Below are 15325 nucleotides of genomic sequence, written 5' to 3' on the forward strand. Positions count from 1 at the left end.
GGCACCCGGTCGAACCGGGTGCCCTTCGCGCACGTTGCGGGCCTTTGTCAGACGTTGTCCTTGACCCGGGACGACTCGGTGGTCCGAGCGTCCTGCACCGCCTTGGCCGTGTCGGTGGCCCCGGCGGACGCGGCCGCCGAACTTTCGTCACCGATCGCGATCGGCTTGCGCTTGCTCCACACCACCGCGGCGGTCACCACCGCCACCGCGAGCACTGCGATACCGATCCGCAGCGCCGGGTTCGCGTCCGCGCCGTAGCTCCAGGTCACCACAGCCGGGGCGATCAGCAGCGAGACCAGGTTCATCACCTTGAGCAGCGGGTTGATGGCCGGGCCGGCGGTATCCTTGAACGGGTCGCCGACGGTGTCGCCGATGACCGTGGCGGCGTGCGCCTCGGAACCCTTGCCACCGAACGCCCCGTCCTCCACCAGCTTCTTCGCGTTGTCCCACGCGCCACCGGAGTTGGACAGGAAGACCGCCATCAGCGTGCCGGTACCGATCGCACCGGCCAGGTAGGCGGCCAGTGCTCCCGGGCCCAGGCCGAAGCCCACCGCGATCGGGGCCATGATCGCCAGCAGACCGGGAGTGAGCAGCTCACGCTGCGCGTCCCGGGTGCAGATGTCGACCACCCGGCCGTACTCCGGGCGCTGGGTGTAATCCATGATCCCGGGGAACTCGCGGAACTGGCGGCGGACCTCCATCACGACGGCACCGGCCGACCGGGACACCGCGTTGATCGCCAGGCCGGAGAAGAGGAACACCACTGCCGAACCGATCAGCAAGCCGACCAGCGCGCGCGGGTTGGAGATGTTGAGCTGCGCCAGGATCTCGGCGCCGACGTCGGTCACCCCGGCCGCGGTCATCGAGCTGGCCAGGCTGTTGGTGTACGACCCGAACAGCGCCGTGGCCGCGAGCACCGCGGTGGCGATCGCGATGCCCTTGGTGATCGCCTTGGTGGTGTTGCCGACCGCGTCCAGCTCGGTGAGGATCTTCGCGCCCCGCTCGTCGACGTCACCGGACATCTCGGCGATGCCCTGCGCGTTGTCCGAGATCGGGCCGAACGTGTCCATCGCGACGATGACACCGACAGTGGTGAGCAGACCGGTACCGGCCAGCGCCACCGCGAACAGCGACAGCGTCAGTGAGGTGCCGCCGAGCAGGTACGCGCCGAAGACACCGGCACCGAGCAGCAGCGCCGAGTAGACCGCCGACTCCAGGCCGACACTGATGCCCGCCAGGACCACGGTGGCCGCACCGGTCTGCGACGACTTGCCGATGTCCTGCACCGGGCGCCTGTTGGTCTCGGTGAAGTAGCCGGTCAGCGCCTGGATGGCGGCGGCCAGCACGATGCCGATCACGACCGCGCCGATCGCGACGATCTGCGGGTTCTGACCGCTGTTCAGGATGTCCGCGTCGATGCTGGCGTCACCGAAACCGGCGAAGGTGTTCGGCAGGTAGACGAAGCTGACCGCGGCCACCGCGACCGCCGAGATGACGGCCGAGATGTAGAAGGCCCGGTTGATCGCGGTGAGACCGTTGCGGTCACTGGCCCGCAGCCGGGTGATGAAGACCCCGATGATCGCGATCAGCACACCGATCGTGGAGACGATCAGCGGGAAGATCAGACCGTCCTGACCGAACGCGGCCGAACCCAGGATCAGGGCCGCGACCAGCGTGACCGCATAGGACTCGAAGAGGTCGGCGGCCATGCCGGCACAGTCGCCGACGTTGTCGCCCACGTTGTCGGCGATGGTCGCGGCGTTGCGCGGGTCGTCCTCCGGGATGCCCTTCTCGACCTTGCCGACCAGGTCCGCGCCGACGTCCGCGGCCTTGGTGAAGATGCCGCCGCCGACTCGCATGAACATGGCCAGCAGCGCGGCGCCGAACCCGAAGCCCTCCAGGACCGTGGGGGCGTCACCGCGGAAGATCAGCACGACCAGCGCGCCACCGAACAGGCCGAGGCCGACGGTGAGGAAACCGACCACGCCGCCGGTACGGAAGGCGATGCCCATCGCTTTCTCCCGGCCACCCTCCTCACTGGCGGCCGCGGCGACCCGCACGTTCGCCCGGGTCGCCAGCGCCATGCCGGCACCGCCGATGAACGAACTGAAGACCGCGCCGACGATGAAGAACAACGAGCGACCGATCTTGACCAGGGTCTCGTTGTCGGTCTCGTGCACCGGTAGGAGGTAGAGCAGGACGACGGCGATGACGACGAAGATCGCGAGTGTCTTGAACTGCCGGAAGAGGTACGCCGAAGCGCCCTCCTGCACGGCGCCCGCGATCTCCTGCATCTTCGGTGTGCCGCGGGCCGTCCGCAGCACCGATTGGACGAACGCGGCTGCAAACCCCAACGCGACCAGGGCGAACACCAGCGCGACGACGACGAAAGTGATGTTTGAACCGCTCAGGGATGCTCCGCCACCCTCGGCGGCGAGGTCTATCGAGCCTCCGGACATTCAATGTCCTCCTGTTACACCGATGGCGCCCGGGCGGTGGACGAGACCTCCGGGCGCATTCCCCGAGGAGCCGGGGAACGACCGACCAGACCTGCGGACGCGAGGCCGGTAAGTAGCTGACAACTCGCGTACTGTATAGGTCTTACGTGTCGGTCGTCACATGTGGCACCAGCCGTGTCGCGATGATGATCACCGTTGTGTTAATCAGAACTCGATCTCGGACACACGCCTCGGGACAGCACAGTCTCGCCAGGCCAGTCCGGCGGCATGGTCAGGGCCAGACTGAAGGCAGCTGTCCGAAATATACGGATATTTTGGGAAAGATCACTCGAAAAGGTGGGCCGATGGCCGCACGCTCGGGTGCCGTTCGTCAGGCGTACCCGAGCAAGGGTTTGATCCTGGTCGTGCCGCCCTCAGCGGCGGGTGACCGGCCAGACCATCCGGACCTCGGTGCCGGGGCCGTCGTCCACCGGGCGCACCTGAAGGTCATCGACAAAACCGGCGAGCAGCGCGAAGCCGACACCGGTGGTGAGAGCGTCATCGGTCAGCGACTCGTCGGCCAGATCGTCCGGCGGCAGCTTCGTCAGACCCACGCTCGCCTCGATCGGGGCGTGGTCGATCACCCGGACCGTGTAGGAATCCGCATCGGACATCTCCACGGTGACGAGCTCGGTCAAGCCGTACTGGCGATGCAGGGTGACCGCCCGGGTGCAGGCCTCACCGATCGCCAGGCGGACCTCGTCGAGCAACTCCTCCGCGACCCCGGCGCGGCGCGCGACAGCGACACCGACGAGACGGGCGGTGCGCACATGCACCGGGGCCGGAGAGAAGGAGAGTCGGACGGTAGCCATCACGAAGCGGGACCGCTGCCGTCGCGTTCGGTGGCCACCTCGACCGTCGGGAAGATCGGGAAGACCTGATCCAGCGCGGTGATCCGGAAAATCTTGAGCAACGGCTCCTTCGCGCACACCAGCCCGAAGGTCCCGTGCGCGGTACGCAGCCGCTTCAGGGCGCCGACCAGCACGCCGAGCCCGGTGGAGTCGAGGAAGTCGACTCGCTCCAGATCCACCACGACATTGCGCGCACCCGCATCCACCAGCTCGATGAGACGCTCGCGCAGACGGGGGGCGGTATAGACATCCACCTCTCCGCCGACCTCGAGCACAGTGTGCTCGGCGACGGTCCGGGTGGTGAGTGACAGCTCCATCGGTCCTCCTTCCTGATCTCTCCCCCGCGAAATCTAACCACCGACCGTTCGCGGGCGACGCATGGCACCCACCGTCCTACCCGTTTGAGGTTCGGGCCATACGGGTGTCACAGTGCAATGCGTGACCTCCACCGCCTTCGGTCCCACCGAGCTGCTGCACCGGTTGCGGGCCCGGACGACCTTTTCGGCGGTGTCGCCGGTCACACACATCGAGCGGGTTCCCGCCCGTGAAGGCCGCACGGCACCGTGGCCCACCTGGACCGATCCGGCGGTTCGCGACGCCTTCACTGCACAGGGAGTCACTGCGCCCTGGGAGCATCAGGCAGCCGCGGCCACCCTCGCCCGAGAGGGCACACACGTCGTGCTGGCCACCGGGACGGCCTCGGGGAAATCCCTCGCCTACCAGCTGCCGGCAATCAATGCGCTCGCCGAGGACCCTAAGGCGACCGTGCTCTATCTGTCACCCACCAAAGCGCTGGCCGCCGACCAGTTGCGGGCCCTACGGCGACTCGGGCTGGACGGGATCCGGCCGGCCACCTTCGACGGGGACACCCCGCGTGAGGAGCGCGAGTGGATCCGGCAGCACTCCCGGTTCCTGCTCACCAACCCCGACATGCTGCACCACAGCCTGCTGCCCGGACACGGGCGCTGGGGCGTGTTCCTGCGGCGTCTGCGCTATGTGGTGATCGATGAGTGCCACACCTATCGGGGCGTGTTCGGGTCACACGTCGCGCACGTTCTTCGGCGACTGCGAAGGGCCACCGCGCGGTACGGGTCGTCGCCCACCTTCATCCTCGCCTCGGCCACGTCGGGTGATCCGGCCGGTTCCGCGTCACGATTGACCGGCCTTCCTGTGACAGCTGTCACTGAAGACGCTTCGCCTAGTGGGGCGGTGACGTTCGCCCTGTGGGAGCCGCCGTTGCTGCCGGTCTCTTCGGCTTCTTCGGTTTCTTCGCCCTCTTCGGCTTCTGAAGATCTTGAGGATGCTCCGCCGATCCGGCGATCAGCCCTGCGCGAAACCGCCGACCTGCTCACCGATTCCGTGATCGCCGGCACCCGGACGCTCGCCTTCATCCGGTCCCGGCGCGGAGCCGAAGTCGTCGCGTCACTCGCCCGGCAGTCACTGAACGAAGCCGTTCCCGGACTCGGCGACCGGGTCGCCGCCTACCGGGGCGGGTACCTGCGCGAGGACCGGCGGGCCATCGAACGCGCCCTGCTCTCCGGCGAACTACTCGGGCTCGCCTCCACCAACGCCCTCGAACTCGGCGTCGACCTGGCCGGGCTCGACGCCGTGCTGATCTGCGGGTACCCCGGCACCCGGGCGTCGCTGTGGCAGCAGGCCGGGCGGGCCGGACGTTCCGGGCAGGAAGCGCTCGCGGTCCTCATCGCCCGGGACGACCCGCTCGACACCTATCTCGTGCACCATCCCGAAGCCGTGTTCGGGCGACCCGTCGAAGCCACCGTCCTCGACCCGGCGAATCCGTACGTGCTCGGCCCGCAACTGTGCTGCGCCGCCTCCGAAGCGCCCCTCACCGAAACCGACCTCGACCTGTTCGGCGAACCCGCCGGCGCGATCGTGGGCCAGCTCGTCGCCGAGGGCGTTCTCCGGAAACGGCCGTCCGGGTGGTACTGGACCCATCGCGGCCGCCCCGAAGTCGACCTGCGCGGCACCGGCGGGGCCCCGGTCTCGGTCGTCGAAGCGGCCACCGGGCGGCTGCTCGGCACCGTCGACCATGGGTCGTCACACGCGATGCTGCACCCGGGGGCGGTCCACCTGCACCAAGGGGTGTCGTACGTGGTGGACGACCTCGACCTCGAAGACGCCATCGCCCTCGTGCACCAGGAGGAACCCGACTGGACCACGCACGCCCGGGACGTCACGAACCTGTCGGTGGTGAACGTCCGGTCGTACATGGACGCCGGTCCGGTCGGGCTCTTCCTCGGTGAAGTGGACGTGACCAACCAGGTCGTCTCCTACCAGCGGCGACGCCTGCGCAGTGGCGAGGTCATCGACACCCGGCCGCTGGACCTCCCGATCCGCGAACTGCGGACCGTCGCCGTCTGGTTCACCGTCTCGCCGCAGGCCCTGATCGCGGCCGGAGTCGCACCCAGCGAATTCCCCGGGGCGCTGCACGCCGCCGAACACGCCGGGATCGGCCTGCTGCCGCTGATCGCCACCTGCGACCGCTGGGACATCGGCGGCCTGTCCACCGCCAACCACGCCGATACCGAGGCACCGACGGTGTTCGTCTACGACGGGCACCCCGGCGGCGCCGGATTCGCCGAACGGGCCTACGGCACCGCGGCCGAATGGCTGGGCGCCACCCGGGAAGCGATCGCGTCCTGCGTCTGCGACAGCGGCTGTCCCTCCTGCGTGCAGTCCCCCAAGTGCGGCAACGGAAACAATCCACTCAACAAGCATGATGCGGTCAAAGTGCTCGAAACCGTGCTTGCTCATTTGCCCACAACCGGTAACCTCGCTCCCCGATGACACGCTCCCCGATGACCCGTGAAGAGACGCCGAGCAGCCGTGCGCCCGGGCCCCGTCTCGCGGCCCTCGACGGCCTGCGCCTGGTCGCCGCCCTGGCCGTCGCGGTCTACCACCTCAGCGTCTCGTGGCGCATCGACGGGCACAGCCCACCCCAGCACTTCCTGCCGAACTTCTCCCACCTGGCCATCTACGGCTTCCTCGGGGTGGAGCTGTTCTTCCTGATCAGCGGGTTCGTCATCTGCATGAGCAGCTGGCGGCGCGGGCTCGGAGAGTTCTTCGTCTCCCGGGTCGGCCGGCTCTACCCCGCCTATTGGGTCTGCATCCTGATCACCGCGGTCGTGGTCGGGTTGTTCCCGGTCGCCGGCGGCGTTCCCGTCTCCGGGACCCCGGACCTGGGCGAGATCGCAGTCAACATGACGATGCTGCAGGAACCGCTGGGCGTCGCCATGGTCGACACCGTTTACTGGACACTCTTCGTCGAACTTCGCTTCTACCTGCTGTTCGCCGCGCTCGTCGCGTTCGGTCTCACCTACCGCCGCACAGTGATCTTCTGCGCTGTCTGGATGGCCGTCGCGGTGATCGGGCCGACCGTGGACAGCCGGATCGTCGACGTCGTCGCCATCCCCGAATACGCGCCCTACTTCATCGGTGGCATCGCCGCGTTCCTGGTCTACAAGTTCGGCCGCTCACCGCTGCTCTTCGCGATCATCGGCTTCGCCTGGCTGGTCAGCGTCAAACGCGTCGACGACCGGGTCGCCGACGTCAATCCCGGCTTCGACGTACCGACCTGGCCCGGCTTCGTCATCGTCACGCTGTCCTTCGCGGTGGTCCTGGTCATCGCCCTCGGCTGGACCGACCGGATCCGCTGGAGCTGGCTCACCACCGCCGGAGTCCTCACCTACCCGTTCTATCTGCTGCACCAGCGGATCGGATACAGCTTCGTCCGCTACACCCACGAACACACCGGCCTGCCCGCCTGGCTCCTGATCACCAACGCGATCCTGCTGGTGCTGGGCTTGGCCTGGCTGGTCCACCGGTATGCGGAACGCCCACTGAGCCGCTGGCTCCGCCGAGTCATGCGCCAGGCCATCACCGACATCCGCCAGATCTCCGCCACCGAGACCACCGAAGCCGCCAAGGCCGCGTCCGGCAAGGCCGCGGCCACCGCCGACCCCGGGGCTGGCACCGAACTCGGCACCGCTGCCAGCCCCGGCGCTGGCACCGCCGTCGATCAGCGGCGGCGGAACTCACCGCCCGACGGGCGACTCCAGGACGCCTCCCACCACTGAGGACACCGGTCCGGCCCGTGCCGCTGCCTCGGCACCGGCCGGGAAGCTCCCGAACCGCACCGATGTCCGGACCACGATCTCCAACCCGGTGACGGCACAGCCGGTCATCCGGGCGCCGTTCGCTCGCACATAGCGGTCCGCCACGGCACAGGCTGCCGCCTGCCCTTCGATGGTGTGCCCGGCACCGGCAAGCGCCCCGAAGTCGGCGGCGTTCCCTGCCTGATGCCGAGCAACCCGGGCGGCCCCGACGGTCGCTCCCGCCACACCCACAAGGACCACCACCAGCCCCACCGCCAGGACAAAGACCGAAGCCGCCCCACGGTCATCCCGCTCCAGACCACGCATTTCCCCTCCTCTCGTACCTGTTCCTTCCGCATCTGCTTCCTCCTGCGCCCACTTCCTTTCGCAACCGCTTCTCTCCACGACCGGGCATCACCGCCGCGCCGGCCGCCACCTCAAACCCGACCTGTTCAGGCCGGTAGGCACTACTTTCGAACCCGATCCGGGCCGACTGGCAGGCGCCGGTTTCAGAACCCGATCCGGCCCGGCTGGACGGGCGCCGACCTCAGAAACCGATCTGCTCCGGCTCACGGGCTGCCACCGAATAGCCGCGGACGACGACGCCGGGCAGGTCCCAGCCGAGCATTCGGACAGGTGCCAGGACCTCGGCGGTGACGCTGTCTCCGTCGCCGCCCACCTGGATGGAGGCGCCGTTCGGGGCGATCCGCTCCGCTACGTCCATGGGCGGCTCGCCACGCGACTCGGCCAACGCCGCCTCCCGCGCCGCGTCCTGGCACTGCATCTTGATCGCGATCGCCGACACCGCGGTCATCCCGAAACTGAGCAGCAGCATGAGCGCCGGCAGCCCGGCCGCGAGTTCAGCGGTGAAGGCACCCCGGTCCCGGTCGCCGCCGATTCCGGACCTCGACGTGTCCCGGGCTCCGTCGCGGCCGGGCTGCCGGCTTCGTCTCACTTCAGAGCCCGCCCGATCACCGCGTTGAGGGCCGCCTGCACCGAGCCGCTCGTCACCACTTTGAGCAGCACACCGGCGAAGGCCACCGCGGCGACCGTGCCGATGGCGTACTCAGCGGTGTTCATCCCGGCATCCGCGGCCTCGGCCTGAAGCCGCCGGAACCGGACGACGATGTTGTGCACTGGACCTCCTCGTAACGTGGTGCGGCGCCAGTCACGCCGCACCGGGTGTTTCCACAGACGCGGCGCCGATCAGCACCGCGGGTCTTCATGGCCCGAGAACCCACTCGGAGCCGAGCGCGCACAGCAGCACCGGACAGTCGTGGCGCTCACATCACCTCCCGGACGATCGCGACCAGCACCGGGACGAGTCCGGCCAGCAGGAACGCCGGCAGGAAACACAGCCCGAGCGGCAGAACGATCAGGACACCGGCCCGCTGGGCAGCGGCTTCGGCCGCCACCGCACGGTCGGAGCGCAGGTCACGGGCGAGGCGTTCAAGCGCACCGGACAGCGCACCGCCGCTCGCGCTGGACCGGACGGCCGCAGCGATCAGCCGGTCGGCTTGCGGTACCCCGGCCAGGTGCGACCAGGCCTCCCCCGGTGCCGCCCCGAGCCGCAATGACCGGGCGGTCCGCTGCAGCCGGGCGCCGAGCGGCCCGCCCAGGGCTTCGGCGACCGCGGCGATCGAACTGTCCACCGCGGTTCCGCCCTTCAGCGCGGCAGCCAGCAGGTCCGCGCCGAGTGGCAGGTCAGCGAGCACTTCGGCGCGTTCCCGGCGTACCTCCGCCGGTTCGAGCCGGCGGAGGAAGCGATCCACCGCGACACCGGCTGCCATGCCGACCGGTACACCCCACAGGGTGCCGATCAGTCCGGCCACCGCCAGCCCGCTCGTCAGCGCAAGCACCAGCCGGGTCCGTGGTTGCCCTTCCTTCTTCATCGGCACCTTCGGCGGCCGAGACCGTCGCGGCGGCATCAGCAGCAGAACGGCGGCTGTCACCGTGCACCCGGCCACGACGACCCCGGTCACCGGGACACCTCGCCAACCGGAACCCGGGACGCCAGAACCTGACCCAACGGATCTTCCAGACCCGCATCCACACCGACAGGAGCATCGACGTCGACAGACGCCGCCACACCGACAGGCGAGGAGAGACCCGCACCGACATCGGCGGAGAACGACAGGCCGGCAGCTGACGAGAGTTCAGCGGGTGCCGAGAGTTCAGCGGCAACCGATAGGTCGGCGGGTACTGGACTTCTGGTGGCTGATGTCGCGAGGCAGGTGGATGTCGTGGTCACGCCGTCGGCGCCGAGCAGCGCCGCGACGCAGCAGTCCCGCAGCGGCACCCGGACCGGCCCGCCCGGCCTCAGCAGCGCCGCCACCCCGCAGGTCACGCCGTCACCTTCGCGGTGAGCCGCTGGGCCCATTTCAGACCGGCGACCTGCAGGATCAACGCTCCGATCGCGCACCCGGCGCCCCAGGGCGTGTAGAGCAACACATCGAGCGGGTCGCCGCCGATGAGATAGCCCATTCCGATCCCAGCCACCGGCAGCGCGGTGAGCATCACAGCCGTGGTCTGGGAACCGGCCGCCTGCGCACCGGCGGCCCGAGCCGAACGATCAGCCGCCCGGGCGTCCCGCTCGATCCGTTCGAGCAGGTCGGCGGCGGGCGCACCGGTGCGCTCGGCGAGGTGCCAGACGGCCGAGGTGAGCCGCTCAAGCCGAGCATCCGGCCCGGCTGAACCGTTTCGAGCCGCCTCATACCCGCGCGAAACGGATCGCCCCGCGCCGGGGCCCGGGAGGCCGAGAGATCCGATGCCGGGGTCCGGGAGGCCGAGAGATCCAGTGCCGAGGCCTGGGAGGCCGAGAGGCTCGGTGTCAGGGTCGGCCGGACCGGTCCGGGACGCGGCGACGATCACCGGTGGGATGCCGGCGCGGAGCTCGGCCACCAGGTGGGCGATCTCGTCCAGGTCGGCAGCCCGCCGGGTCTCGATCCGCCGGCGCTTCATCCGGCGATCCCATTCGTGCGCACCGAGCCCGGCGTAGGCGGCGGCGACGATCGCGCCGACCGGCCCGCCGAGGACTCCGGCCGCCACGGTGACGATCCCGACCGCCACCGCAGCCAGCCGTGGACCGCCGGACACGGCCGCGCGGCGTATCCGGGGCAGGTCGATCCAGGTACGCGGGCCGAGGAGCCGTTCCCGGGCCGCCGACCCGGGCCGGGCCGCGACGACAGCCGCAACGATCAACAACGCGGCGAGCAGCCAGTTCACACCGGCCACCCGTCATCCGAGAGACCGGCATTCGAGAGACCTGCAACCGCGAGGCCGGCATTCGAGAGGTCGACGATCGGGGGCGGCACCGTGATACCGCGGTCCCGGAAGAGCTGAGCCAGGGCGCCGGCGCCCGGCCCGGCACCCCAGTCCCGATGCCATGCCGGGATCACGGTTGCCAGCCGGTCCGGGCCGGTGGGCTGGAGGACACCGATGGAGTCCAGGTGACGGCCCGAACTCGTACGCCGAACGTGCAACACGACCTGCAACGCCGCCACCACCTGGGCGTGCAGGGCGGCCCGGGGCAGGCCACCGAGCAGACCGAGCGCTTCCAGCCGGGCCGGAACATCGCCGGGCGCGTTGGCGTGCAGTGTCCCTGCCCCGCCCTCGTGCCCGGTGTTGAGCGCACCGAGCAGGTCGACGATCTCCGGGCCTCGGCATTCGCCGACGACGACCCGGTCGGGACGCATCCGTAGGGCCTGCCGGACCAGGTCGGTGAGGCCGATGGCTCCGGCGCCTTCGACGTTGGCGGTTCGGGCCTGAAGGGTGACGACGTGCGGGTGGACCGGCTGAAGTTCGGCGGCGTCTTCGACGAGCACGATCCGTTCGGTCGGCGGGACCATCCCGAGCAGGGTGGCCAACAGGGTCGTCTTGCCGCTGCCGGTGCCGCCGGTGACGAGGTATGCCAGCCGCGCCTCCACGATGGCCGCGAGCACGGTGGCTGCCGCGGGGGTGACCGTGCCGTACCGGATCAGGTCGTCGAGGCTGAACGGGCGCTGCCGGAAGGTTCGCAGCGACAGGTAGGGGCCGCTGGTGGCGACCGGCGGCAGGACCGCGTGCAGCCGGGTCCCGCCGGGGAGGCGGGCGTCCGCGTACGGCTGCCCGTCGTCGAGTCGTCGTCCGCAAGCCGCGACGAGACGCTGGGCGAGGCGGCGGACTTCGCCGGTGTCGCTGAAGGTGACGGCGGCTCGTTCCAGTCCGGCACCCCGGTCGATCCAGACTTCGAGGTCGTTCACGAGCACGTCGGTGACGGCCGGATCGGCGAGCAGCGGTGCCAGCGGCCCGGCGCCGACGAGTTCGTCACGCACCTGTCCGGCGATCCGGAGGACTGCTGTGTCGCCGAGGACCGCTTTGTCGCGGCGGACGGCGGTGACGACGGCAGCCGGCGTCGCTTCGGTTCCCTCGTACGCGAATCGTCTCCGCACTTCGTCGGTGATCGTCATGCCGCGTCCGCTTTCAGCTCGGTGCCGGTCAGGTCGCTGATGAGACGCAGGCAGAGGGCGGCCAGCGGGCCACGGCCGGTCGCCGTCGGGGCCAGGCCTTCCTCGATCCCCTGACAGACCGTCTTCTCCGGCCGGATGGTGCCGGCCAGCGGCAGGTGCAGGGCCGTCGAGATGTCCCGGGGCCGCAGTTTTCCGGGGGCCGGGCCGCGGACGACGACAGCCAGGTTCTCGCAGTGCTCCCGGACGGTGTCAGCGGTGCGCCGGGCGGAAGCGGCGGCCCGGAGTTCAGCCGGCACGACCAGCAGGGTCCGGTGGGCGGCCTGAAGTGCGAGCACGGCCGCGGCGTCGAGTTGCCGGGGCAGGTCGGCGACGATCACGTCCCGGGCGCGCTGGGCGGCGTGCAGTGTCGCGGCCATCGCCTCACTCGGCACGCCGGGCAACTCGGCCCGGTCGAACGAGAGCAAAACCAGGTCGCCGCGGTGTGGCAGGGCCTTCAGCAGAGCCGGCGGGTCGACCCGCCCGTCAGCCTCGGTCAGGGCCGGCCAGCGGAGCCCGCCGACGTCCTCCCAGCCGAGAACCAGGTCGAGGCCGCCGCCGAGCGGGTCGGCGTCGATCAGCAGGGTCCGGAACGCGTTGCGGACCGCGGTGGTGGCCAGCCCGGCAGCGAGGGTGCTTGCGCCGGCGCCGCCACGGCCGCCGATCACCGCGACGGTGCGGGCGATGACCGGGCGCGCCGGCCGGTCGTGGAACTGGTCGACGATCCAGAGGGCGGCCTCGGGCAGAACCGCCACGTTCTCGGCGCCCAGCAGCTCGGCGGTGTGCCATTCCGGGGTGATGGTGCCCGCCTGCCCGATCAGGATGACACGGGCGCGACGGGGCAGCCGGGCACGCAGGCAGGCGGCGGCCTGGTCGATGCCGACCAGCACGAACGGTGCGCCGGTCCAGCGGGACCGGGCTCCGGCCGGGTCGGGCGCCACCTCGGTCTCGGCTCCACCCGCGGCGGCGAGCCGGAGCAATTCGTCGAGCAGGTCGGGGTCGGCGGTCACGATCAGAGGGCGGCGCGGGCCGGGCATTCGGTGACCTCCAGCGAGGACGGGCGGCGGGTTGGCGCTCACCTTCGCCGCGCCCGGATCGGCCCGGCAACCGGCCGTTGTGGACAGATCGCCGCTGTGGACGGCCGGCACCTTCGAACGGTGATCTGCTAAGCAGGCAGGTGTGCCCGAGCGGTGGTTGGGTATGTTGGGATGCTTCAGACGGACTGATGGAGTGGCTGTGGAGACTTCGATCCGGACGAACCTCGCCGATAACGGCGTGGTGACCGTCTCCGTCGTCGGCGAGTTCGACTACTCGAACTCCGACGAGATGGCCCAAGGCCTGCACGATGTCGTCACCGACCACTCGCCGCAGTTGCTCCTGGTGGACCTGACCGACGCCACGTTCATCGACTCGACCGGCCTCGGTGCCCTGATCGCTGGCTATCGCACGGCGGCGGCACACGGTGTCGACTTCCGGGTGGTCAATCCGAGTGACAACTTTCGCCGAGTGCTGGCCGTGACCGGCCTCTCCGACTTCTTCGGCCTGGTCGAGGTGGGAATCGACACCGCGCAGACTCAGGCGACCGGTTCCTGAAAGGGAACGACCCCCGTCGGGGGAGACGGGGGCCGCCCTTGGATTCGGCTCCGGGGGGGTCGAGCCGAATCGCCCGGTGATCACGGGGGGCGCAATCACCGGAAACCGAGATGACTCGCTACCGATATGACTCACCGCAGCCGAGGCGGCACTAAGTCAGTAGCAAAGACAAGTTTGCCTCAGCATCAGGCTCCCCGTCGAGTACCGAATATGGCCGGTGCGGGCACTCACTACCCGCCTGACCGTTTTCACTGCGCGTCACCGGCGGGCGCGTCGTCCACACGGGGCGGCCGTGCCGGGCGGGTTGCGGCTACACTTTCGGCCCGTGGGCTTGAGCGCCGCGTTTTTCGACCTCGACAAGACCGTCATCGCCAAGTCCAGCGCGCTGGCTTTCGGACGGCCGTTCTACCGTGATGGCCTGATCAGCCGCCGTGACGTGGTGAAAACCGCCTATGCCCAGCTGATGTTCCGGCTGGGCGGCGGCACTGATGAGCAATCGATGGCTCGCACCCGTGACTACATGGCCGCCCTGTGCAAGGGCTGGAGTGTGGAGCAGGTGCAGCAGATCGTCGCCGAGACACTCAACGATCTCATCAACCCCTATGTCTACGCCGAGGCTGCCGCGCTGATCGCCGAACATCAAGCCGCTGGCCGGGACGTGGTCCTGGTCTCGGCTTCGGGCGACGAGATGGTCCGCCCGATCGGTGCGCTGCTCGGCATCACCGACGTCATCGCGACTCGGATGGCGATCACCGAAGGTCGATATAGTGGTCTGGTCGAGTTCTACGCGGCCGGCCCCGCAAAGGTCGTCGGTGTGCGCAAACTGGCCGACGAACGCGGTTACGACCTGACCGAGTGTTACGCCTATTCGGACTCCAGCAGCGATCTCCCGCTGCTGGAAGCGGTCGGCCACCCCAGCGCCGTGAACCCGGACCGGACACTACGCCGAGTCGCCGTCCAGCGAACCTGGCCGGTCCTCGAATTCCGCCACCCCGTGCCGCTCGGACGGCGCCTCCGCGACCGCCCCGCAGTCCCGGTAGCAGCCGCCTTGAGCCTCGGCGTCGGCGTAGCCATCGGCGTAGCCCTCTACGGCCGCCACCGCCGCACCCGAGCCACCACCACCCCGGTCGCTTAACCCCAAATTCAAACCATTTTTCCGGTACGCCCCACAAGAGTCCCGTAGCCACAACGCCGGCAATGCGCCCGGCAAGGTCACCCAGCGACCGCCGGGCCGAATGCGGTGGCCATCGCATTCGGCCCGGCGGTCGGGGGTGACCTGGGGCGACGCCTGCCTGGCGTGGGGCTACGGGGCTGTTCGGGAACGTACGAAAGCGGTCTGAGTATTTGGCCTTTTGGTCTTGGTGTTGGTGGAAATCTGGTGATCTTGCGGTGGGCGGCGTAGAAAGAATGGGCGGGGCTCGTTGAACGGGAACCGTGCACGGCCACCGGGAACCCACGCGCGATCAGCCACGGCAGGCAGATTGCGGCGGGACCTTCGCCTCTCGTAGGCCTAGGACCGCCGACAACTACCCAGGTGCACGCCTGATAACCCGGTCCGGACGCGCAAAGCCGGCGCCCCGCGAGGGACGCCGGCTTTTACATTCTCGGGACTCACGACCTTTCGTCTTCGACCACGTCGGCGACGACGACCTGGTCCGTTCCTGGCAGCTGCTGCGCCGCGGCAACACCCTGGTCTCCTACGGCACGGCGCCCTCTAAGGTCCTGAAGCTGCTGGCAGCCGATGTCCTCACCCCGCAGGTCGCCGCCCGCATCCCGCTACCGCG

The 15325-nt window shown here is 69.6% G+C and carries 15 protein-coding genes; 4 read left to right on the plus strand and 11 right to left on the minus strand.

What is annotated here, in order from left to right; all coding sequences use genetic code 11:
• Positions 1-47 precede the first annotated feature (47 nt).
• From BLU81_RS31610 to BLU81_RS31620, 3 genes are all read right to left on the minus strand, one after another.
• On the minus strand, positions 48-2459 hold the full coding sequence (locus tag BLU81_RS31610) for a sodium-translocating pyrophosphatase (RefSeq protein WP_092549494.1): 2412 nt from the start codon (positions 2457-2459) through the stop codon (positions 48-50).
• A 413-nt stretch (positions 2460-2872) separates the two neighbouring features.
• Positions 2873-3313 (minus strand): ATP-binding protein, encoded by a 441-nt coding sequence (locus BLU81_RS31615; protein ID WP_092549497.1) that lies wholly within the window; start codon positions 3311-3313, stop codon positions 2873-2875.
• On the minus strand, positions 3310-3666 hold the full coding sequence (locus BLU81_RS31620) for an STAS domain-containing protein (RefSeq protein ID WP_092549500.1): 357 nt from the start codon (positions 3664-3666) through the stop codon (positions 3310-3312). Before BLU81_RS31620 ends, BLU81_RS31615 begins: the two co-directional genes overlap by 4 nt.
• Positions 3667-3778: 112 nt before the next feature.
• Between BLU81_RS31620 and BLU81_RS31625 the strand changes: the two genes are divergently transcribed.
• Positions 3779-6157 carry a DEAD/DEAH box helicase gene (locus BLU81_RS31625; protein ID WP_092549503.1) on the plus strand — a complete coding sequence of 793 codons (2379 nt, stop codon included), beginning with the start codon at positions 3779-3781 and terminating at the stop codon, positions 6155-6157.
• On the plus strand, positions 6154-7446 hold the full coding sequence (locus BLU81_RS31630) for an acyltransferase family protein (RefSeq protein WP_092549506.1): 1293 nt from the start codon (positions 6154-6156) through the stop codon (positions 7444-7446). Before BLU81_RS31625 ends, BLU81_RS31630 begins: the two co-directional genes overlap by 4 nt.
• On the opposite strand, the gene BLU81_RS31635 is transcribed toward BLU81_RS31630, so the two are convergent.
• The 8 genes from BLU81_RS31635 to ssd form a co-directional block, all read right to left on the minus strand.
• Positions 7405-7791: an Rv3654c family TadE-like protein gene (locus BLU81_RS31635; protein WP_092549509.1), complete on the minus strand. Its 387-nt coding sequence runs from the start codon at positions 7789-7791 to the stop codon at positions 7405-7407. The two genes, BLU81_RS31630 and BLU81_RS31635, sit on opposite strands and share 42 nt — an antisense overlap.
• A gap of 220 nt (positions 7792-8011) precedes the next feature.
• Positions 8012-8362, minus strand: coding sequence for a TadE family type IV pilus minor pilin (locus BLU81_RS31640; protein ID WP_092557907.1), 351 nt, complete (start codon positions 8360-8362; stop codon positions 8012-8014).
• A gap of 53 nt (positions 8363-8415) precedes the next feature.
• Positions 8416-8544, minus strand: coding sequence for a DUF4244 domain-containing protein (locus tag BLU81_RS31645; protein ID WP_231954844.1), 129 nt, complete (start codon positions 8542-8544; stop codon positions 8416-8418).
• A gap of 203 nt (positions 8545-8747) precedes the next feature.
• On the minus strand, positions 8748-9392 hold the full coding sequence (locus BLU81_RS31650; protein ID WP_092557909.1) for a type II secretion system F family protein: 645 nt from the start codon (positions 9390-9392) through the stop codon (positions 8748-8750).
• A gap of 50 nt (positions 9393-9442) precedes the next feature.
• A complete protein-coding gene (locus BLU81_RS48690; RefSeq protein WP_157751854.1) occupies positions 9443-9811 on the minus strand; it encodes a hypothetical protein in 369 nt (122 codons plus the stop codon).
• Positions 9808-10698, minus strand: a complete 891-nt coding sequence (locus BLU81_RS31655; RefSeq protein ID WP_092549515.1) for a type II secretion system F family protein — start codon at positions 10696-10698, stop codon at positions 9808-9810. The genes BLU81_RS48690 and BLU81_RS31655 overlap by 4 nt, the downstream gene beginning before the upstream one ends.
• Positions 10686-11912, minus strand: coding sequence for a TadA family conjugal transfer-associated ATPase (locus BLU81_RS31660; RefSeq protein ID WP_092549518.1), 1227 nt, complete (start codon positions 11910-11912; stop codon positions 10686-10688). The genes BLU81_RS31655 and BLU81_RS31660 overlap by 13 nt, the downstream gene beginning before the upstream one ends.
• Positions 11909-12958 carry a septum site-determining protein Ssd gene (gene ssd / locus BLU81_RS31665; protein ID WP_197686472.1) on the minus strand — a complete coding sequence of 350 codons (1050 nt, stop codon included), beginning with the start codon at positions 12956-12958 and terminating at the stop codon, positions 11909-11911. Before ssd ends, BLU81_RS31660 begins: the two co-directional genes overlap by 4 nt.
• A gap of 226 nt (positions 12959-13184) precedes the next feature.
• On the opposite strand from ssd, the gene BLU81_RS31670 reads away from it, so the two are divergent.
• The gene (locus BLU81_RS31670) at positions 13185-13541 is read left to right on the plus strand and encodes an STAS domain-containing protein (RefSeq protein WP_092549521.1); all 357 of its coding nucleotides are present in this window, start codon (positions 13185-13187) and stop codon (positions 13539-13541) included.
• Positions 13542-13866: 325 nt separating this feature from the next.
• Positions 13867-14676, plus strand: coding sequence for an HAD family hydrolase (locus BLU81_RS31675; RefSeq protein ID WP_092549525.1), 810 nt, complete (start codon positions 13867-13869; stop codon positions 14674-14676).
• Positions 14677-15325: the final 649 nt, after the last annotated feature.

This window comes from Actinoplanes derwentensis, assembly GCF_900104725.1.
Lineage (GTDB): Bacteria > Actinomycetota > Actinomycetes > Mycobacteriales > Micromonosporaceae > Actinoplanes > Actinoplanes derwentensis.

Bases quoted from the DNA above. Each gene is read 5' to 3' on its own strand.
- BLU81_RS31620 (WP_092549500.1), bottom strand. From the start codon at position 3,666: ATGGAGCTGTCACTCACCACCCGGACCGTCGCCGAGCACACTGTGCTC.
- BLU81_RS31630 (WP_092549506.1), top strand. From the start codon at position 6,154: ATGACACGCTCCCCGATGACCCGTGAAGAGACGCCGAGCAGCCGTGCG.
- BLU81_RS31660 (WP_092549518.1), bottom strand. From the start codon at position 11,912: ATGACGATCACCGACGAAGTGCGGAGACGATTCGCGTACGAGGGAACC.
- BLU81_RS31635 (WP_092549509.1), bottom strand. From the start codon at position 7,791: ATGCGTGGTCTGGAGCGGGATGACCGTGGGGCGGCTTCGGTCTTTGTC.
- BLU81_RS31645 (WP_231954844.1), bottom strand. From the start codon at position 8,544: ATGAACACCGCTGAGTACGCCATCGGCACGGTCGCCGCGGTGGCCTTC.
- BLU81_RS31650 (WP_092557909.1), bottom strand. From the start codon at position 9,392: ATGCCGCCGCGACGGTCTCGGCCGCCGAAGGTGCCGATGAAGAAGGAA.
- BLU81_RS31610 (WP_092549494.1), bottom strand. From the start codon at position 2,459: ATGTCCGGAGGCTCGATAGACCTCGCCGCCGAGGGTGGCGGAGCATCC.